We start from the raw sequence: 24824 nt of genomic DNA, 5'->3' as shown, positions 1-24824 counted from the left end.
CTGATGAATACCTCATGCGAGCAACGACCGCCCGAAGTGGTCGTTGCCGTCCCGTACACCGGGAAGCGTGAAGAAATAGCCGCCACCGACAGGCCGGATGTAGTCGACGAGCGGCTCGTCGGTCAGCCTGGTCTGGACAGCCTCGAACTGCCGGGCGATGTCCTGCTGATAGGCGCAGAACAGCAGGCCCATGTCCAGGTCACCGACCGCGTCGGTGCCCTTGTCGTAGTTGTAGCCGCGCCGCAGGAACTGGCTCGCCGCCGTCTCCGGGGTCCGCGGGTTCGCCTTGCGGATGTGGCTGGTCAGCGGGATCGCGCCGCCGGTCGGGTCGGCGCCGTAGTCCGGTACGTCGGTCTCGCTGTTGCCGTCCAGCGGCGCACCTGTGCTCCGGCGACGGCCGAACATGTTCTCCTGCTCGCCGAGCGACACCCGGTCCCAGAACTCGACCAGCATCCGGATCTGGCGCAGCACCTGGTAGCTGCCGCCCGCGGTCCAGGCGGGCTCGCCGTTGCCCTGACCGACCCATACGAGCTTGTCGTGGTCGGCGGACGCCGGCTTGACGATGCCGTCCTTGAAGCCCATCAGGTTGCGCGGCGCACCGGCCGGCCGCGGCGGGCTCTGGAACCCGTCGACCCGCCAGCGCAACTGCATCGCACCGCGTGTGTGCCGGGCGATGTCGCGGAGCGCGTGCAGCACGATGTCGGTGTCCGACGCGCACAGCTGCAGGCTCAGATCCCCGTGACACAAGGCCTCGTCGAGGCTGTCGTTCGGGAACTCCTTCATCGGCGTGAGCTTCGCGGGCTTCAGCCTGGCCAGCCCGTACCGCGCATCGAACAGCGAGGCACCCACGCCGACGGTGACGGTCAGATCGCCGCCCGGCATGTCGGGCCCGAGTACGCCGGAATCGGCCGGCGGCGCGGTGATCCCGAGCGGCGGCAGCGCACCGCCCATCGTGAGCAGCCGCGCCCGCTCGGTCAAGGTTTTGAACAGGTCGGTCAGCTCGCCCTTGTCCGCCGCGATCACGTCGAACGACGCGAAGATCGCCTGCTTCTGCTGGGGTGTGACGATGCCGGCCTGATGGACGCCGTGGAACGCCACCGACGCCGGCGCCGCCGCGTCCGCGTTCAACGTCACCCCGGCCACCGCGGCCGCACCCGCCCCGGCCAACGTCCCACGCAGGAAGGACCGCCGGTCGAACCCGCTCATCCCGTCCTCCGTACATCACAGATGGCTGCCACCGGGGCGAGCTTCTCCAGGAGTTCGCCGACCGCGCCGTTGAGCTGTTGGCGCGTCGTGTGGTCGAGCTTGTCGACGGGCGTGTTCTGGTGCGCGGTGAGGAGCGTCCGGACGCGGGTCTCCCACTTCTGTACCTGCGGCAGGTCGGCGTACCGGGGTTTGAGGACCGGGTCGAGGACGGCCAGCACGTTCGCCGTGCCGTTCAGGTTCGCCAGCGCGGTGTTCAGCGACGTACCGCTGCCCTGGTCGTTCTCGCCGGTGAGCTCGAACTGGAGCGCGTTCTCCATGATCTCGTGGGCGCGCAGGCCGAGGTCGTTCGGATCGACCTGCTCGTTCGGCAGGTCCTTCTGCAGGCCGTGCACGTCGACAGCCAACTGGTCCGCGATCGGCTTCAGCGCCGCGGCGGACCCGTTGTGCCACAGGCCCTTCTCCAGCGGGTGGAACCCGGCGTCGGAGCCGTCGATCTTGCCGGCGAAGTCCCCGAACGCGTCGTACGCCGCGCCCAGCGAGTTGTACGCCAGGTGCGCGGCCAGCCAGTCGGTCCGGGCGGCGCCCAGGTTGCCGGCGTCCACGTCGGCGCGCAGCTTGTCCGTCTTCGTCACGAGGTCCGCGACCCCGCGCGCGACGCCGGCCTCGTACTTCTTCACCAGCGGCAATATGTCGTTCTTGGTCACCGGCACCACCGCCGGTCCGCCCTGCCCGTCGCCACTCACCGTGACAGTCGGGCCGGTGATCGCGTCGGTGTCCTCGATCAGGCAGCGGATCGCGAACTTCCCGGCCCCGAGTTGTACCTCGAGCTGCGCGCTCGTGTTCGGCCCGAGCCCCTCGACCTCGCCGTACACCTGCTGGCTGTCGACCTCGACGACGTCGACCTCGGCCGATGCGTCGCCCGTGTTGTGCACGGTCAGCACCTGCCGCCCGGTCCGTGGGTCGGTCCAACCCTGCCCGCACTGGCTCCGCGACACGCTGATCCCGCTCGATCCGGCCGTCGCCCCGGCGGCACCTTCCCAGGGCCGCCACACCGAAACGCCCGCCGCCGCTGCCAGCACGACCAGCGCCACAACCGCCGGAACTGGACGGGGCGTGCGCACGAGGTCTGCTCCTGGGGATCGGCCGTTGGATTCGCGGTCAATGTTAATCCCGGCCGATGATGCCGCAGCACGGGTTCAGGCTTGTTCGCCAGGCCGTAACGAACTGTTCGCTAGCGACGGGTTGGAACTGAGATTCTGCTGAGATCCGACGCCACCACGACCTCTCCGGAGAACTCCTCGGCCGCCTCCTCATAGAACCGCGCGGGCTCCAGGTACCGCTGGGAGAAGTGCGTCAGGACCAGCTTCCGTACGCCGCACTCGGCCGCGACCCGGGCCGCCTGCCGCGCGGTCAGATGCCCGAATCGGCGGGCCAGCTCCGCCTCCGCCGAGAGGTACGTCGACTCGATCACCAGCAGGTCGGCGTCCGCGGCCAGCCGCAGCACGTTCTCGCACAGCCGCGTGTCCATCACGAACGCGAACCGCTGCCCGCGCCGTACCTCGCTGACGTCCTCGATCCGCACGGTCCGCCCGCCGACCTCGATCGTCCCGGTCCGCTGCAGCCGCCCGACGTCCGGCCCTGTCACGCCGTACTCCGCGAGCCGCGCCGGCAGCATCCGCCGCCCGTCCGGCTCGATCAGCTGGTACCCGAACGACTCGATCGGGTGCTCCAGCCGGCGCGCCCACAACTGCCCGAACGACCCGACCGACAGCAGCCCGTCCTCCTCGACCGGCTCCTCGAGCAGCTCGGCCCCCTCGAAGAACGACGCGGCGTACCGCAACCGGTCGAAGTACGTCTGCCCCGACGCCGGGTAGTGCGCATGCACCGGATGCGGTACGCCATCCAGCGACAGCCGCTGCACCACCCCCGGCACGCCCAGGCAGTGGTCCCCGTGGAAGTGCGTCACACACAACCGCGTGATCGCCCCGGCTGATACCCCCGCGAAGATCATCTGCCGCTGCGTCCCCTCGCCCGGGTCGAACAGGAACCCCTCGTCGTCCCACCGCAGGAAGTACCCGTTCTGCGTCCTTTCGCGCGACGGCACCTGACTGCCGGTGCCCAGCACAACGAGTTCACGCAAGGGCGCGCACCAACGTCGACGACGACATGTTGCCGCCGCAGGACACCACCGCGACCCGCCGGCCGGCCAGCTCGGTACGCCGTTCCCGTACGGCCGCGAAGGCCAGCGCTGCCGCGCCCTCGATCAACTGGTGCTCGGTGTCGATGACCAGCCGCAGAGCGTCCCGGATCGAGTCCTCGGAGACCAGCACCCACTCGTCGACCAGCTCGCGACACAGGTCGAACGTGATGCTCCCGGGCTCGACGCTGCCTGCCGTACCGTCCGACAGGGTCTCGCCGGCGTCGACCTGCACGATCTTCCCGGCCCGCACCGACGCCGCCATCGCATCGTCGACGGCTGGTTGAGCGCCGTACACCGCGAGGTTCGGCAGATGCTTCCTGAGCACTGCGGCGACACCACTGATCAGCCCACCGCCGCCGACCGCGACGACGACCGCATCCAGTGGCCGTCCCGCGAGCTGTTCGACGATCTCGACACCGACCGTCCCTTGCCCGGCCACGATTTCCGGGTCGTTGTACGGCGGGATGTACGTCAGCCCGTGCTCGGCTGCATACGCGCGGGCCTTGAGCTCCAGTACGCCAGTGTCGTTGCCCTCGGCCCGCAACTCGAGCCCGAACCTTTGCAGCGCGGCAACCTTGCCGGGCGCCGCGTTCTCCGGCAGATAGACAATCCCTCGCCCACCGAGCGTCGCCAACGCATTCCCGACCCCAAGCCCGTGGTTCCCGGTGGACGCCGTGACCACACCTGTCGCGCGCTGCCCATCGGCGAGGTTCAGCACCTTCGCCAACGCACCCCGCGCCTTGAACGACCCGGTCCGCTGCTGGTGCTCACACTTCACCAGCACCTCGGCGCCGACGTCGTCGCTCAAGGCGTCGTACCGCACGAACGGTGTCACGAACAGGTGCTCGCGCAGGGCCGGCGCGACGAGCTCGGCCCTGGCGGCAACCTGTTCGGGGTTCATTCGGCGGGGCTCAAACTGGTGCCGAGGGCCTGCCAGTCGAGGACTGGGGCGGCCAGCTTGCTGATTGTCGCCAGCAGGCCGAGGCGGGCGGCGCGTAGGTCGGGCTCCTTCGCCATCACGAGGATGTCGTCGAAGAAGCGGTTCACCGGGTCGACCAGGACGGACGTCGCGGTGACGAAGTCGGACAGGCCGGTGGGCGCCTGGCCGATCTTCTGGACGGCCTCGTGCAGGGCGACCTCGGCCGGCTCGGTCAGCTTGGCCGCGTCGTACTCCGCCGCGGTGCCCTCGGGGACGATCCGCCGGACCCGCTGCAGGACCGCGACCAGGTTGGCGAAGTTGCTGTCGCCGACCAGCTCCTGCAGGGACTTCAGCGTCTCGTCCGCCGCCGCCGGAGCAGTTGCCAGCGGCAACACCGCAGCCACCTGGAGGTGGTCGTCGCCACGGTCGATCAGCTGCTGCTCGTACCGCCGTACGGTGAACTCGGCCACCTCGTCCAGCGACTCCGCCGGTACGTCGATGCCCTGGGCACCGATCTCGTCGGCCGCCGCCCGCAGGCCGACCGGGAGCGTGATCGCCCGCAGCTCCGGGTGCTCGCGCAGGATCGCGACCACACCGGCCGCGGCCCGCCGGAGCGCGAACGGGTCCGAGCTGCCGGTCGGCTTCGCGCCGATGCCGAACAGTCCGGCCAGCAGGTCGAAGCGGTCCGCCAGCGCGAGCAGCGCTCCCGGAGTCGTCGACGGCACCGGGTCACCGGCCGACCGCGGCAGCTCCATGTCGAACAGCGCCTGCGCGACCGCGTCGGTCTCGCCCGCACGCTTGGCGTACTCGCGGGCCATCGTGCCGGCCAGGCTGGTCAGCTCGACGACCATCTGCGAGCCGAGGTCGAACTTCGCCAGCTCGGCCGCCCGCTGCAACGTCTCCAGGTCGTCGCCGCCCAACTCCACCGTGGCCGCGAGCGCCAGCGCGATCCGCCCGATCCGCCCGGCGCGGTCGGCCATCGAGCCGAGCCGCTCCTCGAACGCCAGCTTCTCCAGCTCGCCCTTCATCGACTCCAGCGGCGTGTCCAGATCCGCGCGCCAGAAGAAGGCAGCGTCCTCGTAGCGGGCCCGCAGCACCGCCTCGTTGCCCGCCCGGACGAGGTCCTCGTCCACCGAACCGTTGGCCACGGCAACGAAGTTCGGGAGCAGCTTGCCGTCGTGGTCGCGCACCGGCAGATACCGCTGGTGCTTGCGCATCACGGTCGTGAGGATCTCGCTCGGCAGGTCCAGGTACTCCGGGGCGAACCCGCCCAGGATCGGCGTCGGCTCCTCGATCAGGTTGACGATCTGGTCGACCAGCGCGGCCTCGCCCTCGACGTCCACCGTGCCCTGCACCTTCGCGGACAGGTCGGCGGCCGCCTCCACGACCGTCGCGCGGCGCCGGGCCGGGTCGGCCTCGATGCCGTGGATCCGGAGCAGGTCCAGGTAGCCCTCCGCGGCCGCGATCTCGACCTTCGGCTGCGCGGCGGTTCGGTGGACGCGGGTGATCCGGTCGGCGGCGAGGGTCGACACCGAGACCGGAACGACCTGGTCGCCCAGCAGCGCCACCAGCCAGCGGATCGGGCGGGTGAAGGACAGCTTCGCGTCGTTCCAGCGCATGTTCTTGTCCGAGCGCAGGCCCGCGACGATCTCGCTGAGTACTCCGCTGAGCACCTCGGCCGCACCGCGACCCGGGTCCGGCTTCGTCACCGCGACGTACTCGACGCCGTCGACGTCCAGGTCGTGCAGCTCGCTCTCGTCGACCTTCTGCCCGCGGGCGAACCCGGCGGCGGCCTTCGTCAGGTTGCCGTCGGCGTCGTACGCGGCCGCCTTCTTCGGGCCGCGCACCACCCGCTCCGCGTCCGGCTCGCCCGCGTGCACCGAGGCGACGAACGCGACGACCCGGCGCGGGGTCGCGTATGTCGTGATCGTGCCGTGCTCGAGCCGCGTCGCGGCCAGCTTCTCCTCCAGCGCGGCCTGCACCGCGGCGGCGGTCTTGGTGACCTCCGACGGCGGCATCTCCTCGGTGCCGATCTCGAAGGTCAGCTGCCGGGTGCCGTTGATCGCGGGGAACTCGGTCGGCTCCGGCGCGGCCGGCGGCAGTTCGGCGAGACCCAGCGGGTGCTCCAGTTCCTCGCGGCGCTCCGCCCACAGCCGCGACACCTCGCGGGCCAGCGTCCGCATCCGGCCGAACGCCTTCGCGCGTTCCGTCGTACTGACGGCACCGCGGGCGTCGAGGACGTTGAACGTGTGCGAACACCGCAGTACCTGGATGTGCGCCGGCACCGGGAGGCGGTCGTCGATCATCCGGCGGGCCTCGTTCGCGTACTCCTCGAACAGCCGCTTCTGCGACTCCACGTCCGCGTCGTCCAGGTAGTAACGGCTCATCTCGTACTCCGCCTGGCCAAACGCCTCGCCGTACGAGATGCCTGGCGCGTAAGCGATGTCCTTGAAGTGCGAGACGCCCTGCAGCGCCATCATGATCCGCTCGATGCCGTACGTGATCTCCACCGACACCGGGTCCAGCGTCATGCCGCCGGCCTGCTGGAAGTACGTGAACTGGGTGATCTCCAGGCCGTCCAGCCAGACCTCCCAGCCGAGGCCCCAGGAACCGGTCGCCGGGTTCGCCCAGTTGTCCTCGACGAACCGGACGTCGTGCGCGTCGATGTCGATGCCGAGCGCCTCGAGGCTGTCCAGGAACAGCTCCTGCGGGTTGCCCGGGTCCGGCTTCAGCACCACCTGGAACTGGGTGTGGGTCTGCAGGCGGTTCGGGTTCTCGCCGTAGCGGCTGTCGTCCGGCCGGACACTCGGCTCGACGTACGCCACCCGCCACGGCTCGGGACCGAGCACCCGCAGAATGGTCGCCGGGTTCAGCGTTCCGGCACCGACCTCGGTGTTGAACGGCTGCACGACCATGCAGCCCCGGTCGGTCCAGTACTTCGTCAGCGCGAGCAGCGCGTCCTGCATGGTGAGCACAGCAAACCTCATGCCATCGTCTGGGGGTTTCCGGTCACGAAGTCTATTCGCTGCGTGCCGGCGCTATCCCCCGGATTGCCAGAGTGAGCAGCCGGGCCGCCTGATCGGGGTCGTCGCCGCTGGCCAGCGAGATGCCGTTGACCAGTTTGAGCAGGTCCTCGACCCGGGTTTCCGCGGGTACGGCGCCCGCGGCCTGCGCACGGTCGACGAGCTTTCGGCCGGCGGCCAGTAGGCGGGCGTGGGCGTCCGAACCGCAGTCGCCGCTCATCACCAGCGCCGCCGCCAGGCCGCGGCTGCCGGTGGCGTGCGCGACCATCGTCTGCAGCCAGGCCGTCAACGCCCGCAGGGGATCCGGGTCGTCGAGCAGCTCGGTCGCCTGCGCGCAGACCGCGTCGATACTGCTCCGGAAGACCGCTTCCAGCAGCGCGATCCGGCCACCGAAGTGCCGGTGCAGGGTCGCCGACCCGACGCCGGCCCGCCGGGCGATCTCCTCCAGGGACGCGTCCGCGCCGTACTCCCCGATCACGTCGGCCGCGACGGCGACCAGGCGGTCGCGGTTGCGTTGGGCGTCGGCTCGCATCGTGGTCTTCCTTGCGTAACTGGGGTGGGCCCCCATATCGTAGCGGACATAAACGGGGTGGCACCCCACTTATTAGGAGCTCACATGCACATCGGCATGGCCTTCGGTGACGTCCGAGGCCCGACCCCACTCCCTGAAGTCACCCGTCAGATCCGCGCGGCGGCCGCGGCCGGCGCGCGCTCCGCCTGGATCTCGGACGGCATCGGCTGGGACGCCCTGACCGCCCTCGCCGCCGTCGGCCCGGTGGCGACGGAGCTAGGCACCGCGGTGGTCCCGTTCCCCCAGCGGCACCCACTACTCCTGGCCCGCCAGGCCCTCACGACGCAGGCCGCAATCGCCGGCCCGCTCACGCTCGGCATCGGCGCCGGCATCGCCCGCATGGTCACCACCATGTACGGCCTCCCTACGGACCACCCCGCTACCCGGCTCCGCGAGTACCTGCAAGTACTCCGTCCCCTCCTCGAAGGTGAGCCGGTCGACCACCACGGCAAGTACTACACAGCCGTCGGCCGGCTCACCCCTCCATCGGAAGACCACCCGTCCGTTCTGGTGGCGGCGTTGGGGCCGGTGATGTTGCAGGTCGCGGGAGAGCTCGCGGACGGGACGGTCACGTGGATGACCGGACCTCGGACACTCAGCAACCACGTCGTACCGACGATCACGCGGGCGGCCGGGAGTCGTACGCCGCGGGTGGTGGCGGGGTTTGCTGTGTGTCTGACGTCCGCGGAGGACGTCGTACGGGCACGATTCGCGAAGGAGTTCGCAGTGGCGGGGCAGGTGCCGGAGTACCGGGCGATGCTCGAACGAGAAGGCGTCGACGGGCCGGCCGACCTACTGCTGGCCGGGGACGAGGCAACGATCACCAAACAACTGGAGCGGATCCGCGACGCGGGAGCAACCGACGCGATGCTGGCCCCGATCGGCACCGCGGCCGACCAGGAGCGGACGACCGCGTTCCTGTCTACAGTCATGCGGTGACCTCGCCCAGACATGCGGCGGTAGTTCACTAGCTCCGCCGTCCGCTCCGGAGACCATCCAGAGCGACCGTCTCAGGCTTCTCCAAGTCGCGGTGTGGTTTGCTCTGGCGAGGGGGGACTCGATGCACCGTTGGATGCTCTGGGGCGCGGTGGCGTTACTCGTGGTCGCGGGTTGCTCCGGCACGCCCGTTCGGGCCATGCAAGGCGCAGGCAAGGGCCGAACGCCGGCGCCTACGCCCCGTACGACCCGTCCGAGGATGGTCACGGTGCGGGCCTCGAAACAATGGGAGATCGCTCCTGGCCACCTCGCCGGGCCCTCGGAGCTCGCCGGCTTCACCGACCGGGCGAGTGTCCGCAGCGGCCGGCCGTTCCGGTTGTACGTGACCTCCTCCGCGGGCGCGTTCACCGTCCAGGCCTTCCGCATCGGCTGGTACGGCGGAACCGGCGCCCTGCTGGTCTGGAGTTCGACGCCGATTCCCGGGGTGCCGCAACCGGCGCCGCTGATCGCGGCGGACCGCATGGTCACGACGAACTGGAAGCCTTCCCTGACCGTGCAGACCGCAGGCTGGCCGCCCGGCACCTACCTGTTGCTGCTGACCGCGGCGAACGGCAGGCAGAAGTACGTCCCGATCACGATCCGTTCGGACTCGGCCCGCGGAGCGGTGGTCATCGTGAACGCCGTCAACACCTACCAGGCCTACAACGCCTGGGGCGGCTATTCGCTGTACCACGGCCCGGACTCGTCCTACCCGACTCGTTCGTACCGGGTCAGCTTCGACCGCCCGTACGACGGCAACGGCGCACCCCTGCTGTTCAGGTTCGAGTTGCCGCTGCTCGAACTGGCCGACCGGAGCGGCGTACACCTGGCCTATCTGACCAGTGTCGACCTGGACGCCGATCGCACCGCGCTGACCGGTGCCCGGGGCATCTTGTCGCTCGGCCACGACGAGTACTGGAGCCTGCCGATGCGCGCCGCCGTCACGCGCGCCCGGGACACCGGGACGAATCTCGCCTTCCTCGGCGGGAACTCGGTCTACTGGCGGGTGCGCTACGCCCCCAGCCGGCTCGGTCCGGAACGCGTCATGATCGGCTACAAGGACGCGACCCTCGATCCGGTGCACAACCGGCCGGACACCACGGTCCGGTGGATCAGCAAGCCGTACCCGAATCCGGAGAACTCGCTGAACGGCATGCTGTACGTGTGCTTCGCCCGCCGGGCCTCGTTCGTCGTCCGGGAGCCGGGGTTCTTCCTCTTCGCCGGGACGGGCGCGGTCGACGGTACGGCGTACCCGGGGCTGGCCGACACCGAGATCGACCGGGCCTATCCGCTCCCGGGCACGCCGCCGAACCTCGAAGTGGTTGCCCATTCGCCGGCGAACTGTGGACCGAAGCACGTCTTCGCGGACGCCACGTACTACACCGTGCGCTCCGGAGCCGGCGTCTTCAACACCGGGTCGATGAGCTGGATCTCCACCCTCGGCGACCGCGCGTCGCCGGCTGCGGCGTTCGCCCGGACCGTCACCCTGAATCTCCTCCACGCCCTGTCGGCGGGCCCCCTCGGCCGGAACCATCCGGCCGTCGGCAACCTGTCCGCGTTCACCAGGGCAGGGCACGCACCCCAGGCACCGGACCTGTCTACTATCGGCGGGTGACGGTTACTGACGCGGGTGGGGCGGTCGACGCGGTCTGGCGGATCGAGTCGGCCCGGATCGTCGCGGGTGTGGCGCGGATCGTCCGGGACGTCGGGCTGGCCGAGGAACTGGCTCAGGACGCGCTGGTAGCAGCGCTGGAGCAGTGGCCGCAGTCCGGCGTACCGCAGAATCCGGGCGCCTGGTTGATGGCGATCGCGAAGCGGCGGGCGATCGACCTGATCCGGCGCAAGGAGACGTACCAGCGCAAGCTCGCCGAGATGGGCCACGAGCTCGAGATCGACGGCGACTCGGTCGAGGACGACGTGGAGGCGATCCTCGAGGACCACATCGAGGACGACCTGCTCCGGCTGGTCTTCACGGCCTGTCACCCGGTGCTCACCATGGACGCCCGCGTCACGCTGACGCTGAAGCTGCTCGGCGGCCTGAAGACCGACGAGATCGCCCGCGCGTTCCTCGCCCCGGAGCCGACGATCGCGCAGCGCATCGTCCGGGCCAAGCGCAACCTGGCGAAGGCCGGCGTCGAGTTCGAGGTGCCGTCCGGCCCGGAGCTGCTCGACCGCCTCCAGTCCGTCCTGGAAGTCGTGTACCTGATCTACAACGAGGGGTACTCCGCGACCGCCGGCGACGACTGGATGCGCCCGGCGCTGTGCAACGAGGCGATGCGCCTGGGCCGGCTCCTCGTCGAGCTGATGCCGACCGAACCCGAGGTACTCGGCCTGCTCGCCCTGATGGAACTCCAGTCGTCCCGCGCGAACGCCCGTACCGGCCAGGACGGCGAACCCGTACTGCTGCTCGACCAGGACCGCCGCCGCTGGGACCGCCTGCTGATCCGCCGCGGGCTGGAGGGCATCGAGCGCGCCTGGGCCTTGGAGAAGCCGCCCGGCCCGTACCTCCTCCAGGCCGCGATCGCCGCCTGCCACGCCCGCGCCGCCGACCCGGAGGACACCGACTGGGCCCGGATCGCCGGCCTGTACGCCGTCCTCGCACAGGTCACGCCCTCACCGGTGGTCGAGCTCAACCAGGCGGTCGCGATCTCGATGGCGTTCGGCCCCGAACGCGGACTGCAGGCGGTCGACCTGCTCGCCGACGACCCGTCGCTGAAGGAGTACCACCTGCTGCCGAGCGTCCGCGGCGACCTGCTGTTCAAGCTCGGCCGCCTGGACGAGGCCCGCGCCGAGTTCGAGAAGGCCGCCGCCCTCACCCGCAACGAACGGGAACGCAAACTCCTCCTGGAACGCGCTGCGGCCTGTCAAATGTGACCTACATCACAGGCTGTCGATCCAGTCCTCAGGTCCTCGACGCACGGGTGAACACTGACTCACTCAGGAGGATCGACATGGACACCGTGGTTTCGAAGGACGGCACCACCATCGCGTACGACCGGCGCGGCAGCGGACCCGCATTGGTGCTGGTCGACGGGGCGCTTTGCTCCCGCGCGCAGGGGCCGATGCCCGAGCTCGCCGAGGCGCTCGCGGACCGGTTCACCGTCTACAACTACGACCGGCGCGGGCGCGGCGACTCTGGGGATTCCGGCGAGTACGCCGTGGACCGCGAGATCGAGGACCTGGCGGCGGTGCTCGAGGCGGCCGGCGGATCGGCGTACGTGTATGGCTCGTCGTCCGGCGCGGCGCTCGCGCTCCGGGCCACCGCGGCGGGATTGCCGGTCGAGAAGCTGGTCGCGTTCGAGCCGCCGTACGTCGTCGACGACAGCCGCAAGCAGATCCCGCGGACCTGGATCACGGACCTGCAGGCGCTGGAACCTGCCGCCGCGATCAAGTACTTCTTCACCAAGGGCATCGGGCTGCCGGCCGCGTTCGTCACGATGATGAAGCTGATGCCGGCCTGGAAGCCGATGAAGGCGGTCGCGCACACGCTGCCGTACGACGCGCAGGTGGTCGGCAAGAACTGCTTCGGCGACCCGATGGACGCGGAGCAGTGGGCGCCGATCGACCAACCCGTCCTGGTGGTGAACGGCGGGAAGAGCCCGAGCTGGATGAAGGCGTCGACACACGCGCTCGCGGAAGCGGTGCCGGGCGCGCGGCACACCGAGGTACCTGGTCAGAACCACGTGATCAAGGCGTCGGCGATCGCCCCGGTGATCGCGGATTTCTGTGGCTGACGGACACGAAGGGCGCTCAGCCGGAGCCGGGCGCCCTTCGTCGTACCGCGGGTTGTGTCAGGCGCCGGCGATCAGCTTCGCGGCGCCGGAGCGAGCCGCGTCGAAGCGAGCCTGGGCGTCGGCCCAGTTCACGACGTTCCACCACGCCTTGACGTAGTCGGGCTTCACGTTCTTGTACTGCAGGTAGAACGCGTGCTCCCACATGTCCAGCATGGCGATCGGGATCTGCCCGGCCGGCAGGTTGCCCTGCTGGTCGTACAGCTGGTGGATGAGCAGCTTGCCGCCCAGCGCGTCCCAGCCGAGGATGGCCCAGCCGGAGCCCTGGATGGTGGTCGCGCTCGCGGTGAAGTTCGCCTGGAACGAGTCGAACGAGCCGAAGAACTCGTCGATCGCCGCGCCGAGCTCGCCGTCCGGCTTGTCGCCGCCGTCCGGCGACAGGTTCTTCCAGAAGATGGAGTGGTTGACGTGCCCGCCGAGGTTGAAGGCCAGCGTCTTCTCCAGCCCGACGATCGCGCCGAAGTCACCCTTGTCGCGGGCCTCGGCCAGCTTGTCCAGGGTGTCGTTCAGACCCTTCACGTAGGTCGCGTGGTGCTTGTCGTGGTGCAGCTCCATGATCTCGCCGGCGATACTCGGCGCGAGCGCGCTGTAGTCGTAGGGAAGATCGGGAAGCGTGTACGTGGTCAACTCTGCTCCTTCGTCGGGGCCCCGGCGGGGGCCGATATCTCCGATGCCCAAGTCAGCGACACCAGCTTGAAACTTCAACCACGGTTGAGGTCAAGTAGTCACGCGGGCGACGCGGCACTTGCCCGGTGCCCGATGGACGCGAACCCACGCGCACCCACCGAACACCCCCAGCTTCACATACTCCACCCCACGACCCACGCGCGAGTCTCACCTCGGGCTGTGGATAACTTCCAGCTCGGCCCGGAACACCGTCGCGAAAGCCTCCGGGGCGTCCGCGAAGCCGGTGTGGCCGCCGGGGTAGCGGGTCGGTTCGATGCCGAGGCGGTCGGCCAGGGCGATCGACGTACGGTCGCAGAGCTGGTCCGTCGACTCCTCGCCGATACCGACCATGATGGTGGCCTCGCGGAGCTTGTCGAGGTCCGGGAGCCAGGTGATGGTCTCGCGCATCTCGTGCTCGAACCAGAACCGCTCGGCGGCCACCTGGACCGGGTCGCGGTCGCCGGCGAACATCAGCTCGACGACCTGGTCGGGGATCTGGATGTTCGCGCCCCGGAAGAACTGCTTGAACGCGCCAACCACGTCGCCAGACAGGTAGGTGGCCATCTGCTTCTCGGCCATCGCGAGCAGCTCGTCCGCGTCCGGCAGCAGCCGGCTGAGCGGCGGCTCGTGCGCGATCACGGTCCGTACGACGTCCGGGTGGTACTGCGCCAGCGCCAGCGCGCTGACCGCTCCACCACTGGATCCGAGGACGACGGCCGGCCCGGCGTCGACGTGCCGGATCAACGCGGCCAGGTCGTCGGCCCGCTGTTCGGGTCGCGACGTACCGCCCGGGTACAGCGTGCTGCGCTTCACGCCGCGCGGGTCCAAGGTCAGGACCGTGTAGTCGGTGGCCAGCAGGTCGGCCAGCGGGCCGAACGCGTCCGCGTCCATCGGCGCGCCGACCAGGACCACCAGCGGTCCGTGGCCGCGCACCTCGTAGTACAGCTCTGCGTCGGAAACCTTCAGGATGTTGTTCATGCCCCTCCCACGAACGGGAGGGGCACGAATGGACATCAGCTCGTGTACAGGTCCGAGTTCGGGTCGAAGTCCGCCTCTTCGACGACCCGCCGTACCTCGACCTCGTCGCGGAGCGCCTCCGCGAGCCGGGCCGCCCACTCGATCGCCTCGTCGCGGTTCCGCACCTCGACCACGATCACGCCGCCGACCAGTTCCTTGGTCTCCGCGAACGGCCCATCGGTCACGGTCCGCTGACCGCCGTCGACCTTCACCCGGGCGCCGAGCGAGCTCCGGTGCACCCCTTCGGCGAACAGCAGTACGCCGGCCTTCTGCAGGTCCTCGACGACCTGCCCGACCGCTTCGCCCACCTCCGGCGGCGGGAACTTCCCCGCCTCGCTGTCGGCGTCGGCCTTGTTGATGATCATGAAACGCATCGCTGCTCCTCGTCGTGTGGGTCGATCACTTACTCTCACGTCGAGCGGGCCACCGGCGGATCGACACCCGGCCGCAAAACTATCTTCGCCTCAGTTCGGTTGGTCGCCGGAGGGGTTGTAGGCGCAGGCGTCGGCGAGGTTCTGGGTCGGGCCTGGGGGTGGGGTGGTGGTCGGGGTGGTGGGCTTGCGGGTGGTGGTCGGGGTAGTCGGCGTGACCGGGGTGGTCGCGGGGGCCGGGTCGGAGTCGACGGCTGACTGGACCGTTTCGCGGAGGGCCTGGTAGTCGGGGTGCAGGTACTTCAGGCGGAGCTTCTCCGAGTCGAGCGTGACGTTCGAGACAGTTGCCGACTTCACCTTCAGCGCCAGCTCCACCATCGCCGGCAACAGCTCCTGCGGGATGTCCGTGCGGAGCAGGTGCTGACCCGCCTTCGCGATCGCCTTGTACTTCGTGACCAGCGTCTGCGGGTCCGCCGCGTCCACGATCGCCTTGATCACGCACCGCTGCCGGACCTGCCGCTGGTCGTCGTCGGCGCCGTACCGCCCGCGCGCGAACCACAGCGCGTGCCGCCCGTCCAGGTGCTGCCGCGGACCCGGCTCGATCCACTCCTTCGGCGGGATGTGCGAGCTGCTGATGCCGCCCATCGCGACCCGCTCGTTGACGTTCACGGTGATCCCGCCGAGCGCGTCGACGATCTCCGGGAAGCTCTGCAGGTTCACCTGCAGGTAGTAGTCGATCTTCAGCCCGGTCGCCTCGCCGACGGACTGCTTCACCACGTCCGCGCCCTCGTTGTCCGACGGGCCGAGGATGCCGGGGTGCGCGTCCGGGATGTTCTGGTACATCGCGGTCAGCATCCACTCCAGCCGCCCGTCCAGGCTCAGCCCCTCCTTGCCGAACCCGTCCGGGTAGAACTTGCGCAGCGGCGAGTCCGCCGGGAACGGCATGAACGTCAGGTTCCGCGGCATCGAGACCAGCGAGGTGTTCCCGGTCTTGGTGTCGATGCTCGCGACGATCACGGTGTCGGTCCGGACGCCCTCACGGCTCGGCGCGTCGTCACCGCCGAGCAGCAGCAGGTTCAGCCGCGGCCGGTCCTCCCACGGGTCCTTCACGTTGACGGTGGTCGGCCGGGTGGCGCTCTTGCTCTCGCCCTGCGACTGGAACACGTCCTGCACCAAGGTCCGCTGCGCGAGCACGGTCTGTACGCCGATCGCCGCCGGCGCCGCGATCGCGAAGCACAGCACGCCGACGAACAGCGCGCCGGCCACCCGCCCGCCGGCGCCGCCGGTTGCCGGACGCAACGACCGGTGCGAGCCGACGACCACCACGATCCACCCGAACGCGAGCGCCGCGATCAGCACCGACGTGATCAGCAGCCGGCTCGGTACGACGGCCGCCGCGATCACCTCGTCGCGCCGGGTCAGAGCGACGTACGCCGCGACCCCGACCAGCGCGAGGAACACCGTGAGCACGAACGCACCCAGCTTCCGGCGCCCGCCGATGATCAGTCCGAGTCCTGGAAGCAGTGCGCCCAGCAGGGTGAACCCCAGCAACTTCGGCATCGACCGCGGCCGCCTCGCCGTCGCGCGCGCACTCCCCATCGGCTCCCCTGTCCCCGTACCCACACCTCACTCCCAGTGTGCGGTACAGACCGCAGCTTCACCTGTTCAGACGTGTTACAGGCTCATTCGGTTGTCGATCAATCCGGTCGCGGCGGCCGGGGCGCGGGGATAGGTTGGGCGGTTGTGCGGATTCTGATTCTGGGCGGGAACGGATTTGTCGGGCGTGCGGTCGTGGACGACGCACTCGACCAGGGCGCGGAGGTCGCGTCGTTCAGCCGCGGGGTGAGCGGTACGCCGCTGCCGCCCGGCGTCACGCAGTACGTCGGGGACCGGGCCGGCGGGGACTACTCCGCGCTGAAGGCCGGCGAGTGGGACGCGGTCGTGGACCTGAGCGGGTTCCGGGCGCGCGACGTCGACCAGGCGATGGACGTGCTCGGGGACCGGGTCGGGCGGTATGTGTTCGTGTCGAGTCATGCCGTGTATGTGCGGGACCTGCCCGCCGGTACGGACGAGACTGCGCCGCGGCGCGAGCCGTTGCGGGATGCCGACGTACTGACGAACGACACGTACGGACCGTGCAAGGTCGCGTGTGAGGACGATGTCGTGGAGCGGTACGGCGATCGCGCGACGATCATCCGGCCCGGGCGGGTGACGGGGCCCGGGGATTCGTCCGGTACGGCGCTGTACTGGATCCGCCGGGGTGCTCGCGGGGGCCGGGTCGCGCTCCCCACCAAGCCCGAGGCGCCGCTGCAACTCGTGGACAGCCGCGACGTCGCGCGGCTCATCACCCAGCTGATCACGGACGCCCGCCCCGGCGCCTACAACGCGGTCGGCCCCGACTCCACCATCGCCGAACTGATCCACACCGCCGCCGACCTCTCCGGCACCACCGTCGACCTCATCCCCGTCCCTCGCGACGCCGTCCCACCCCGCTTCCCCCTCATCGACCCCGAATCCGAGTGGGGCGAACGCCGCCGAAACCCCACCAAGTCCCGCGCAGCCGGCCTGCCGACCACGCCCCTCCGCACCACAATCCAAGACGTCCTCACCTGGGACCACCACCGAGGCACCCCACCCCTCACCATCGGCCTGACTGCCGAGCAGGAAACTGAACTACTCGGGTAGGGCGAGAGTTCGGCCGGCGTCTCGGGCGGCGTTGATGGAGCGGGTCAGGGTGTCTTTCAAGGCTGTGGCTTCGTCGGTGAAGCCTTCTAGTACGGCGGTGTCGCCGGCGGGTTCTGTGCGGGCGAGGAGTTCTATGTAGCGGTCGCCGTCCTCCAGGGCGGCTTCGGCGCGGAGGGCGGCGTCGGCGGAGCGGACTCGGTCGGCGTACTGATCGAGGAGGTCTACCTTGCGTTTGATGGCCTCCGCGGACAGCGCGAGCGCGCGCCGCTGGGGGCCTAGTACGGCGTCCAGCTCCGCCGTTCTCGCACCACCCGCGATGTCCTTCTGCCGCGCGCGCAGTACCGTCTGCTCCCGCAGCACCTGCGCGATGTCCCACAGTTGTTCCGGGAGCACCAGTTCGTTCTTCACGTCGTCCAGCAATCCGCGCCGCGTGACGGTTGCCTCGAGCACCGTTCTCACCGCGCGCTGCGCCCGGCCGAGCAACCACGAGGCTTCACTGTCGAAGTCTTCCGGGAGCAGGTACTTCCGGTGCTGCTTCCGGACCGCCTTGTGGCCGCGGTCCTCGATCATCGACTTCGCCAGGATCCCGCCGGTCGCGAGTACGGCGACCCCCGCCAGCGCGACCGCTCCCCACGCCGCGACCGCGGTCGGCAGCGTCGCCGCCATCACGATCAGCGCGAGGATCCACCCGCCGACGCACACCCCGATCCACACCAGCAACTGGCCGAACGTGTTCCCCGGCTCCGCCGACCAGGACGTTTCGCGTTTGGGCCGCGGCGCGTCGGCCGCCACGAACAGCTCCGGCCTGCGCTCGTACAACCGGCGTACGCCCGCCGGCACGTCCGGCGCGAACACAGGCTCCATCGGCACCTCCGGAGAAGTCGTCACCACTCAGCGTAGTGGGTGCTAACGCCGTACGAGTACGACGAGAGCACTCACCACGACGATCACCGCGAACACCGATCCGAAGATCCCGGCCACCCCGAGCCAGGAGATCGGCTTCACGCCCAACGGGCTGCCGGTCCAGGGACCGGAGACATGCGGATACGGGGGCGCCTTGTCCTTCTCGGCCGCCGCCACGTCATCGTCGTCGTGCACGTACCCGCCCCGATCGAGAACGATCGCCAGCAACGCGTCGACCCGGCTCGTGCCGGGTTGCTCACCGCCGGGCCTCCAACCCGTCCAGGAACACACCGAGCCCGAACTCGAACAACTGGTCCAGGTCGTACTCGTAGTCGAACCCGTCCGCCAGCAACTCCTGGAACGCCCCCAGATTCCCCGCCGCGATCATCGCCGCCAACTGGTCGCTCTGACGCGTCACCCACTCGTCCGCCGTCTCGCCGGTGTCCTGCTCGGCCTGCGCCTCGGACTCCATCACCAACGCGATCCCCCGGACGTACGCGAACAGGCTGATCATCGTCGACATCGCCGCATGCTTCTCGAACCCGTGCAACGCCCCGAGCACCGCGTTCGTATGCGGCAGCAACCGCGGCACCAACTGCGGCCGACTCAGACTGATCGCACTCGCGAGCCACAGATGCCTTCGGTACGCCGCCCAGTGCACGCGCGCCACCATCGCCACCGCGTCCCGCCAGTACGCCGGGATCTCGCCGAGCGGGAACTCCCCGATCACCTCGTTCACCATCTGTACGACGAGCGCGTCCTTGCCGCCGACGTACCGGTAGAGCGCCATCGTCGACACCCCGAGCTCGGCCGCGATCCGCCGCATCGACAGCGCCGCCAGCCCCTCGGTGTCCGCGATCGCGACGCCCATCCGGACGACCTCGTCCCGGTTCAGGTCCGGCGTACCGTCGGCGGCAGCGGTACGCCGAGCCCGCGGCGGCGTACCCACGACGGTCCCGACACCGGGCGAGGCGTGCACGAGCCGCTCAGCCTGCAGGACCTGCAACGCCTTGGTAGCGGTCGCCATCGCCACGCCGAAGTCCCGCGTCAACGCGCGCGTCGACGGCACCCGATCCCCCGGCAGCAACTCGCCCGCCTCGATCCGCCGCCGCAACTCCCCCGCGATGACCTGGTACGGCGCTTCACTCATCCGCCCAGCCTAGTGCGCATACGACGTACGCGCACTATCCCATCGGCCGACGCGCCGGGCGCGTGCCAAGATGGGCGGCATGCTGCGCGAACTGCAACTCACCGGCAATCCGGACGCCGACAAACTGCTCAACGACGACCCGTTCGCCCTGCTGGTCGGCATGCTGCTGGACCAGCAGTACCCGATGGAGCACGCCTTCTCCGGCCCGCTGAAGATCGCGAACCGGATGGACGGCTTCGACCTGCACAAGATCGCCGCGACCGACCTGGAGACGTTCGTCGAGCTCTGCGTCACGCCGCCGGCCATCCACCGGTACGGCGGCTCGATGGCCCGCCGGGTGCACGCGCTGGCCCAGGAGATCATCGAGAAGTACGACGGGGACGCCGCCAACATCTGGCTCGCCGGCCGCCCGAAGCCGGACGGCGCCGAGGTGCTGAAGCGGCTGAAGGCCCTGCCCGGGTTCGGCGAGCAGAAGGCGAAGATCTTCCTCGCGCTGCTCGGCAAGCAGCGCGGCGTGGCCCCGAAGGGCTGGCGCGAGGCCGCCGGCAACTACGGCGACCGCGGCTCGCGGCGGTCGATCGCGGACGTCACCGACGCCACCTCGCTGCTGGAGGTCCGCAACTTCAAGAAGGCCGCGAAGGCCGCCGCGAAGGCCTGATCCGCGCGATTCCCTGCGAAGTCAGCCTTCCAGCCTTATCGTTACTAAGGCAACGGGAGGAGCGCGGATGGACATCCGGGATCTGGATCGCCGGGCCGGTGCGGTACTCGGGGAAGTCGTCATGCAGGTACGGCCCGAGCAACTGTGGTTCCCCACGCCCTGCCCGGACTGGACCGTGCGCGGCCTGATGCGGCACCTGGTCAGCCAGAACGAGGGCCTCGCCGCCGCCGCGCTGAACGGCTCCGCCTCCGCGCACACCTGGAACGGCGGCCGGCTCGCCGACAACCCGTCCGGTGCGTACCGGCGTTCGAACGTGCAGGTCGCCGACGCGTTCGCCGACGGCGGTGCGCTGGACCGGCTGGTGGAGGTCCGCGAGTTCGGCTCGTTCCCGCGCCGGATCGCGCTGACCTTCCACCAGCTCGACTGCATCGTGCACGCCTGGGACCTGGCCCGCGCGATCGACGTCCCGTACAAGCCGCCGCCGGACATGGTCGAGCAGGCGCTCACCCTGGCCCGCCGGATCCCCGACACCGACGCGAACCGCGGCCCCGGTTACGCGTTCGAGCGCAGCGTCAAGGTGTCCGGCACCGCCCCCGACCTCGACCAGCTACTCGGCCTCCTCGGCCGCAACCCGGAGTGGGTCTCCCCGCTGGACTGAGTAGTCGGGCAGGTCGATCGCGTCCGGCGTACCGCCGGCCATCTTCTTCAGCGCGCCGGACATCGGCTTCGACGTCATCACCCGGAGGACGAAGTCGCGGTACGCGATCCCGAACGCGGACATCGGCATCGCCATCTTGAGCCCGCCCGGCGGCAACTCCATCCGCTGCGCGACGTACGCCCGCATCCGTTGCTGGTACGCCGGGAACGCCCGGGCGGGATCACCCGCCGCCGCGGCCAGCTCCCCCGCCAGGACGTACGCCCCGACGAGCGACAGCGCCGTACCGTGGCCGGCCATCGGCGAACCGCAGTACCCGGCGTCGCCGACCAGCGCGATCCGCCCGCGCGACCAGTCCGGTACGACGACCTTGCTGGTGGTGTCGAGGTAGAAGTCGTCGGCCGCGTCGAGGCCCTTCAGGACCTGCGGGGTGTGCCAGCCGAGGCCCTCGAACCGCTCGCGGACGAGCCGCTTCTGCGCGTCGACGTCGCGCCGGTCGTAGCTCAGGACCGGCGACCGGAAGCTCAGCAGCACCTTCGCGTACCGCGGGTCGCGGTCCGGCCGCAGCGCCACCCAGCGGCCGCCGGGCGCCGTGTAGATCTTCATGAAGTCGTCCAGGTCCTCCGGCGACTCGATCGTGAAGTACGACGTGTAGCCGCCGAGGTGCTGCACGAACTCCTCCTCCGGCCCGAACGCGAGCCGCCGGACCCGGGAGTGCACGCCGTCCGCGCCGATCACCAGGTCGAACCGCCGTCGCACCCCACTCGCGAAGCTGACCTCGACCCCGTCGGCGTCCTGCTCCAGCGCGGCGATCGAGTCGCCGTACACGAACTCCACGTCGCTCACCGCCGCCGTCAGCAGCTCGGCCAGGTCGCCACGGAGGATCTCGATCTCGGCGACCGGTCCGGCGCCGTCGAGCGCCTCCATGTGCATGGTCGCGGACGTCCGCCCGTCGGCCTTCACGTACACGAGCCCCCGCTCGTGCACCTGCCGCTCGGCCACCGCCGGCATCAGCCCCATCCGCTCGGCCACCACCCGGGACACACCCCGCAGGTCCACGGTCTGCCCACCCGGCCGCGGCCCCGGCGCGAGCTCCACGATCGTCGGCGCGAACCCGAACCGCCGCAACCAGAACGCCAACGCCGGCCCGGCAATCCCACCACCGGAAATCAGCACAGTCTTCATCTCTCTCCACCCTTCAACTAGTGCGCGTACGCCGTACACGGTGCACTAGATCGAGGGTGGAGCACCAGCGCGCACTAGGGCACGGTCCCTAACGACAGGAGGTAGTCGCCGCCGGCAGCCATTTTCACGCTCAGCTCAGGCTCCCAGGACACCAAAAGGTGCACTACCTCCTGTCGTTAGGGCCTCAGAGCGTGAGCGCCAGCCGGGTCGCCTGTTCGATCGCCCTCTTGGCGTCGAGTTCGGCGGCGACGTCGGCGCCGCCGATCAGGTGGACCGGGTGGCCGGTCAGCGCGTCCACCAGGTCGCGGACGGGTTCCTGGCCGGCGCAGATCACGACGTTGTCGACCGCGAGGACCTGTGGCTTCTCGTGTTTCGGGCCGAAGGTGATGTGCAGGCCGTCGTCGTCGATGCGTTCGTAGTTCACGCCCCGGAGCTGCTCGACCTGCTTGTTCTTCAGGGCAGCCCGATGCACCCACCCGGTTGTCTTCCCGAGCCCGGCGCCGATCTTGCCCGGCTTTCGCTGCAGCAGGTAGACCTTCCGCGGCGACGGCTCCGGCCGCGGTACGGCGAGCGCGCCCGGCAGCAGCGTCGGATCGCCGACACCCCATTCCGCCTTCCACGCCGCGAGATCCGGCGACGTGGTGGTCAGGAACTCGCTCACGTCCACCCCGATCCCACCGGCCCCGATCACCGCGACCGACTCCCCGACCGGCCGCCGATCGCGCACCACGTCGACGTACGAGAGCACCTTCGGATGGTCGATCCCGGGGATGGAAGGCACCCGCGGTACGACGCCGGTCGCGAGCACGATCTCGTCGAACCCGGCCAGATCGTCGGCGCCCGCCCGGCGCCCGAGGTGCAGCTTCACGCCGGTGAGGTCGAGCCGCCGGCGGTAGTACCGGATCGTCTCGGCGAACTCCTCCTTGCCCGGGATCCGTTGCGCGATCCCGAACTGCCCGCCCACTTCCTCCGCCGCTTCGAACAACTCCACCCGATGCCCGCGCTCCGCCGCCGTCACCGCCGCCGCCAACCCGGCCGGACCGGCCCCGACCACCGCGACCTTCTTCGTACGGCGGGTCGGCAGCAGTTGCAGCTCCGTCTCGCGGACCGCCCGCGGGTTGACCATGCAGCTCGCCTTCTTCTTCGCGAACACATGATCCAGACACGCCTGATTGCAGGCGATGCAGACGTTGATCTCGTCCGCCCGGTCGGTGGTTGCCTTCAGCACCCATTCCGGATCGGCCAGGAACGGGCGGGCCATACTGACCAGGTCCGCGTCGCCGCGCGCCAGTACCTCCTCGGCGACCTGCGGCAGGTTGATCCGGTTCGACGTGACGACAGGGATGTTCACGTGCGGCTTGAACGCGGCGGTGATGCTGGTGAAGGCGGCCCGCGGTACCGACGTCACGATGGTCGGCACCCGCGCCTCGTGCCAGCCGATCCCGGTGTTGATGATCGACGCGCCGGCCGCCTCGATCTCCTTGCCCAGCGCAACCACGTCGTCCCAGCTCTGTCCGCCCTCGACCAGGTCCGCCATCGACAACCGGTAGATGATCAGGAAGTCCTGGCCGACCCGCTCCCGGGTCCGCCGGACGATCTCGACCGCGATCCGCCGCCGGTTCTCCGGGCTGCCGCCCCAGCGGTCGGTCCGCTTGTTCGTCCGCTCGGAGAGGAACTGGTTGATGAAGTACCCTTCCGAGCCCATGATCTCGACCCCGTCGTACCCGGCCTCGCGGGCGAGCGCCGCACAGTCGACGTACGCCGTGATCTGCTGGATCACACCACGATCCGAGAGCGCACGGGGTTTGAACGGATTGATCGGGGCCTTCACCGCGGACGCGGAGACGCTGAACGGGTGGTACGAGTACCGGCCGGCGTGCAGGATCTGGAGCGCGATCCGGCCACCCTCCGCATGCACCGCGTCGGTCAGTTGACGATGCGCGGCGGCCTGGCGAGGGCTGGTGAGTTTGGAACCGAACGGCGTCAGCCAGCCCTGCCGGTTGGGCGCGTAGCCGCCCGTCACCATCAGCCCGACGCCGCCCCGGGCGCGTTCGGCGAAGTACGCCGTCAGCTTGGGCAGATCGCTCAACCGATCCTCGAGCCCGGTGTGCATCGACCCCATGATCACCCGGTTCGGCAGCACCACATGCCCGAGGTCGAGCGGTTCCAGCAGGTGCGGGTAGGCCGTCATCGGTTGTCCTTCCGGAGGGCTTCGATCACTTCGTCGCACCAGGCCGTGAACGACTCCTCGGCGCGGATGCCGCCGCGGAGCACGAGGTACTGGTGCAGTTCGCGGCCGCGCAGGGTGGACGGTATCGGGAAGTCGCGCTTCTGGATCCCGCGGTACACCTCGAGCCTCGTCGCATGCTCGGCCCGGTGCCGCTCGACCTCCCGCAGCACGACCTCCGGGGAGCCGGCCGACGCGCCGCGGAGCTTCACGCCCAGGCCGTCCCGCAGTACGGCGGGGTCCTCGGGCTCGGCCAGCCACCGGGTCAGTTCGGCCTTGCCGGCGGCGGCGATCCGGTACACCTTCTTGTCCGGGCGGCCGTCCTGCGCGATCTCGGTGTGCTTCACCCAGCCGGCCTCGTCCATCCGCCGCAGCACCCGATAGATCTGCTGATGGCTGGCCGGCCAGAAGTAGCCGATCGAGCGGTCGAACCGGCGGGCCAACTCGTACCCGGAACCGGCCCGCTCGGTCAGCGAGACCAGGATCGCGTGCTCCAGCGCCATGACCGGAGCCTACCTATGCAACTCGTTGCACTGCACCTGATTGCATCTCATGTCACATCGCATGTCCGCACCTGGCTTGTCCGGTTTGAGAGAATTGATTGCAGACGCCTTATATTGAC

General features: G+C 69.8%; 23 protein-coding genes. 7 read left to right on the top strand and 16 right to left on the bottom strand.

The features are described from left to right. Positions 1 to 12 precede the first annotated feature (12 nt). From efeB to ACFV9C_RS36495, 6 genes are all read right to left on the bottom strand, one after another. Positions 13 to 1206 carry an iron uptake transporter deferrochelatase/peroxidase subunit gene (efeB, locus tag ACFV9C_RS36520; RefSeq protein WP_380201022.1) on the bottom strand — a complete coding sequence of 398 codons (1194 nt, stop codon included), beginning with the start codon at positions 1204 to 1206 and terminating at the stop codon, positions 13 to 15. Then, complete coding sequence (locus tag ACFV9C_RS36515; protein WP_380201020.1) at positions 1203 to 2327, bottom strand: EfeM/EfeO family lipoprotein; 1125 nt, start codon at positions 2325 to 2327, stop codon at positions 1203 to 1205. Before ACFV9C_RS36515 ends, efeB begins: the two co-directional genes overlap by 4 nt. Positions 2328 to 2437: 110 nt before the next feature. Beyond that, positions 2438 to 3346 carry a ribonuclease Z gene (locus ACFV9C_RS36510; protein ID WP_380201018.1) on the bottom strand — a complete coding sequence of 303 codons (909 nt, stop codon included), beginning with the start codon at positions 3344 to 3346 and terminating at the stop codon, positions 2438 to 2440. Further along, positions 3339 to 4307 carry a pyridoxal-phosphate dependent enzyme gene (locus ACFV9C_RS36505; RefSeq protein ID WP_380201016.1) on the bottom strand — a complete coding sequence of 323 codons (969 nt, stop codon included), beginning with the start codon at positions 4305 to 4307 and terminating at the stop codon, positions 3339 to 3341. The genes ACFV9C_RS36510 and ACFV9C_RS36505 overlap by 8 nt, the downstream gene beginning before the upstream one ends. After that, positions 4304 to 7312 (bottom strand): glycine--tRNA ligase, encoded by a 3009-nt coding sequence (locus tag ACFV9C_RS36500; protein ID WP_380201014.1) that lies wholly within the window; start codon positions 7310 to 7312, stop codon positions 4304 to 4306. The genes ACFV9C_RS36505 and ACFV9C_RS36500 overlap by 4 nt, the downstream gene beginning before the upstream one ends. 31 nt (positions 7313 to 7343) lie before the next feature. Then, positions 7344 to 7880, bottom strand: coding sequence for a TetR/AcrR family transcriptional regulator (locus tag ACFV9C_RS36495; protein ID WP_380201012.1), 537 nt, complete (start codon positions 7878 to 7880; stop codon positions 7344 to 7346). 84 nt (positions 7881 to 7964) lie between these two features. On the opposite strand from ACFV9C_RS36495, the gene ACFV9C_RS36490 reads away from it, so the two are divergent. The 4 genes from ACFV9C_RS36490 to ACFV9C_RS36475 all read left to right on the top strand — a co-directional run bounded on the left by ACFV9C_RS36490 (position 7965) and on the right by ACFV9C_RS36475 (position 12628). Further along, a complete protein-coding gene (locus tag ACFV9C_RS36490; protein WP_380201010.1) occupies positions 7965 to 8858 on the top strand; it encodes a TIGR03564 family F420-dependent LLM class oxidoreductase in 894 nt (297 codons plus the stop codon). A 265-nt stretch (positions 8859 to 9123) separates the two neighbouring features. After that, a complete protein-coding gene (locus ACFV9C_RS36485; RefSeq protein WP_380201008.1) occupies positions 9124 to 10509 on the top strand; it encodes a N,N-dimethylformamidase beta subunit family domain-containing protein in 1386 nt (461 codons plus the stop codon). After that, entirely contained in the window at positions 10506 to 11768 is a 1263-nt protein-coding gene (locus tag ACFV9C_RS36480; protein WP_380201006.1) for an RNA polymerase sigma factor, read from the top strand. Before ACFV9C_RS36485 ends, ACFV9C_RS36480 begins: the two co-directional genes overlap by 4 nt. 77 nt (positions 11769 to 11845) lie before the next feature. Beyond that, a complete protein-coding gene (locus ACFV9C_RS36475) occupies positions 11846 to 12628 on the top strand; it encodes an alpha/beta fold hydrolase (protein ID WP_380201004.1) in 783 nt (260 codons plus the stop codon). 57 nt (positions 12629 to 12685) lie between these two features. Here ACFV9C_RS36475 and ACFV9C_RS36470 read toward each other — a convergent pair whose 3' ends face one another. From ACFV9C_RS36470 to ACFV9C_RS36455, 4 genes are all read right to left on the bottom strand, one after another. Beyond that, positions 12686 to 13312: a superoxide dismutase gene (locus ACFV9C_RS36470; RefSeq protein ID WP_380201002.1), complete on the bottom strand. Its 627-nt coding sequence runs from the start codon at positions 13310 to 13312 to the stop codon at positions 12686 to 12688. Between the two features lie 207 nt (positions 13313 to 13519). Further along, positions 13520 to 14329, bottom strand: a complete 810-nt coding sequence (locus ACFV9C_RS36465; RefSeq protein ID WP_380200999.1) for an alpha/beta fold hydrolase — start codon at positions 14327 to 14329, stop codon at positions 13520 to 13522. 35 nt (positions 14330 to 14364) lie between these two features. After that, positions 14365 to 14742, bottom strand: a complete 378-nt coding sequence (locus tag ACFV9C_RS36460) for a YciI family protein (RefSeq protein WP_380200997.1) — start codon at positions 14740 to 14742, stop codon at positions 14365 to 14367. A 90-nt stretch (positions 14743 to 14832) separates the two neighbouring features. After that, positions 14833 to 16299, bottom strand: coding sequence for an LCP family protein (locus tag ACFV9C_RS36455; RefSeq protein WP_380200995.1), 1467 nt, complete (start codon positions 16297 to 16299; stop codon positions 14833 to 14835). Between the two features lie 183 nt (positions 16300 to 16482). On the opposite strand from ACFV9C_RS36455, the gene ACFV9C_RS36450 reads away from it, so the two are divergent. Beyond that, the gene (locus ACFV9C_RS36450; RefSeq protein ID WP_380200993.1) at positions 16483 to 17424 is read left to right on the top strand and encodes an NAD-dependent epimerase/dehydratase family protein; all 942 of its coding nucleotides are present in this window, start codon (positions 16483 to 16485) and stop codon (positions 17422 to 17424) included. Here the strand turns inward: ACFV9C_RS36450 and ACFV9C_RS36445 are convergent. From ACFV9C_RS36445 to ACFV9C_RS36435, 3 genes are read right to left on the bottom strand one after another with little or no spacing between them, the layout of a single operon-like run. Further along, positions 17413 to 18288, bottom strand: coding sequence for a hypothetical protein (locus ACFV9C_RS36445; RefSeq protein ID WP_380200991.1), 876 nt, complete (start codon positions 18286 to 18288; stop codon positions 17413 to 17415). The two genes, ACFV9C_RS36450 and ACFV9C_RS36445, sit on opposite strands and share 12 nt — an antisense overlap. A 42-nt stretch (positions 18289 to 18330) precedes the next feature. Further along, positions 18331 to 18555: a hypothetical protein gene (locus ACFV9C_RS36440; protein WP_380200989.1), complete on the bottom strand. Its 225-nt coding sequence runs from the start codon at positions 18553 to 18555 to the stop codon at positions 18331 to 18333. Between the two features lie 28 nt (positions 18556 to 18583). After that, a complete protein-coding gene (locus ACFV9C_RS36435) occupies positions 18584 to 19477 on the bottom strand; it encodes a GntR family transcriptional regulator (RefSeq protein WP_380200987.1) in 894 nt (297 codons plus the stop codon). Between the two features lie 79 nt (positions 19478 to 19556). Between ACFV9C_RS36435 and ACFV9C_RS36430 the strand changes: the two genes are divergently transcribed. Together ACFV9C_RS36430 and ACFV9C_RS36425 are read left to right on the top strand one after the other, a co-directional pair. Further along, the gene (locus ACFV9C_RS36430) at positions 19557 to 20135 is read left to right on the top strand and encodes an HhH-GPD-type base excision DNA repair protein (RefSeq protein ID WP_380200985.1); all 579 of its coding nucleotides are present in this window, start codon (positions 19557 to 19559) and stop codon (positions 20133 to 20135) included. A gap of 67 nt (positions 20136 to 20202) precedes the next feature. After that, positions 20203 to 20793, top strand: a complete 591-nt coding sequence (locus ACFV9C_RS36425; RefSeq protein ID WP_380200983.1) for a TIGR03086 family metal-binding protein — start codon at positions 20203 to 20205, stop codon at positions 20791 to 20793. On the opposite strand, the gene ACFV9C_RS36420 is transcribed toward ACFV9C_RS36425, so the two are convergent. From ACFV9C_RS36420 to ACFV9C_RS36410, 3 genes are all read right to left on the bottom strand, one after another. Further along, positions 20743 to 21975 carry an FAD-dependent monooxygenase gene (locus ACFV9C_RS36420; protein ID WP_380200981.1) on the bottom strand — a complete coding sequence of 411 codons (1233 nt, stop codon included), beginning with the start codon at positions 21973 to 21975 and terminating at the stop codon, positions 20743 to 20745. The genes ACFV9C_RS36425 and ACFV9C_RS36420 overlap by 51 nt on opposite strands. Positions 21976 to 22159: 184 nt before the next feature. Next, positions 22160 to 24166, bottom strand: coding sequence for an FAD-dependent oxidoreductase (locus ACFV9C_RS36415; protein WP_380200979.1), 2007 nt, complete (start codon positions 24164 to 24166; stop codon positions 22160 to 22162). Beyond that, a complete protein-coding gene (locus ACFV9C_RS36410) occupies positions 24163 to 24705 on the bottom strand; it encodes a PadR family transcriptional regulator (protein WP_380200977.1) in 543 nt (180 codons plus the stop codon). Before ACFV9C_RS36410 ends, ACFV9C_RS36415 begins: the two co-directional genes overlap by 4 nt. Positions 24706 to 24824: the final 119 nt, after the last annotated feature.

It is taken from the genome of Kribbella sp. NPDC059898 (assembly GCF_042730855.1).
GTDB lineage: Bacteria > Actinomycetota > Actinomycetes > Propionibacteriales > Kribbellaceae > Kribbella.
Note: the sequence above shows the minus strand (reverse complement) of the source record. Positions and strands in the feature narration are given on the sequence as shown.

Excerpts from the sequence above, each read along its gene's own strand:
- efeB (WP_380201022.1), bottom strand. The coding sequence starts at position 1,206 with ATGAGCGGGTTCGACCGGCGGTCCTTCCTGCGTGGGACGTTGGCCGGG.
- ACFV9C_RS36505 (WP_380201016.1), bottom strand. The coding sequence starts at position 4,307 with ATGAACCCCGAACAGGTTGCCGCCAGGGCCGAGCTCGTCGCGCCGGCC.
- ACFV9C_RS36500 (WP_380201014.1), bottom strand. The coding sequence starts at position 7,312 with ATGAGGTTTGCTGTGCTCACCATGCAGGACGCGCTGCTCGCGCTGACG.
- ACFV9C_RS36495 (WP_380201012.1), bottom strand. The coding sequence starts at position 7,880 with ATGCGAGCCGACGCCCAACGCAACCGCGACCGCCTGGTCGCCGTCGCG.
- ACFV9C_RS36490 (WP_380201010.1), top strand. The coding sequence starts at position 7,965 with ATGCACATCGGCATGGCCTTCGGTGACGTCCGAGGCCCGACCCCACTC.
- ACFV9C_RS36475 (WP_380201004.1), top strand. The coding sequence starts at position 11,846 with ATGGACACCGTGGTTTCGAAGGACGGCACCACCATCGCGTACGACCGG.
- ACFV9C_RS36465 (WP_380200999.1), bottom strand. The coding sequence starts at position 14,329 with ATGAACAACATCCTGAAGGTTTCCGACGCAGAGCTGTACTACGAGGTG.
- ACFV9C_RS36460 (WP_380200997.1), bottom strand. The coding sequence starts at position 14,742 with ATGCGTTTCATGATCATCAACAAGGCCGACGCCGACAGCGAGGCGGGG.
- ACFV9C_RS36455 (WP_380200995.1), bottom strand. The coding sequence starts at position 16,299 with ATGCCGAAGTTGCTGGGGTTCACCCTGCTGGGCGCACTGCTTCCAGGA.
- ACFV9C_RS36445 (WP_380200991.1), bottom strand. The coding sequence starts at position 18,288 with ATGGAGCCTGTGTTCGCGCCGGACGTGCCGGCGGGCGTACGCCGGTTG.
- ACFV9C_RS36435 (WP_380200987.1), bottom strand. The coding sequence starts at position 19,477 with ATGAGTGAAGCGCCGTACCAGGTCATCGCGGGGGAGTTGCGGCGGCGG.
- ACFV9C_RS36430 (WP_380200985.1), top strand. The coding sequence starts at position 19,557 with ATGCTGCGCGAACTGCAACTCACCGGCAATCCGGACGCCGACAAACTG.
- ACFV9C_RS36425 (WP_380200983.1), top strand. The coding sequence starts at position 20,203 with ATGGACATCCGGGATCTGGATCGCCGGGCCGGTGCGGTACTCGGGGAA.
- ACFV9C_RS36420 (WP_380200981.1), bottom strand. The coding sequence starts at position 21,975 with ATGAAGACTGTGCTGATTTCCGGTGGTGGGATTGCCGGGCCGGCGTTG.
- ACFV9C_RS36415 (WP_380200979.1), bottom strand. The coding sequence starts at position 24,166 with ATGACGGCCTACCCGCACCTGCTGGAACCGCTCGACCTCGGGCATGTG.
- ACFV9C_RS36410 (WP_380200977.1), bottom strand. The coding sequence starts at position 24,705 with ATGGCGCTGGAGCACGCGATCCTGGTCTCGCTGACCGAGCGGGCCGGT.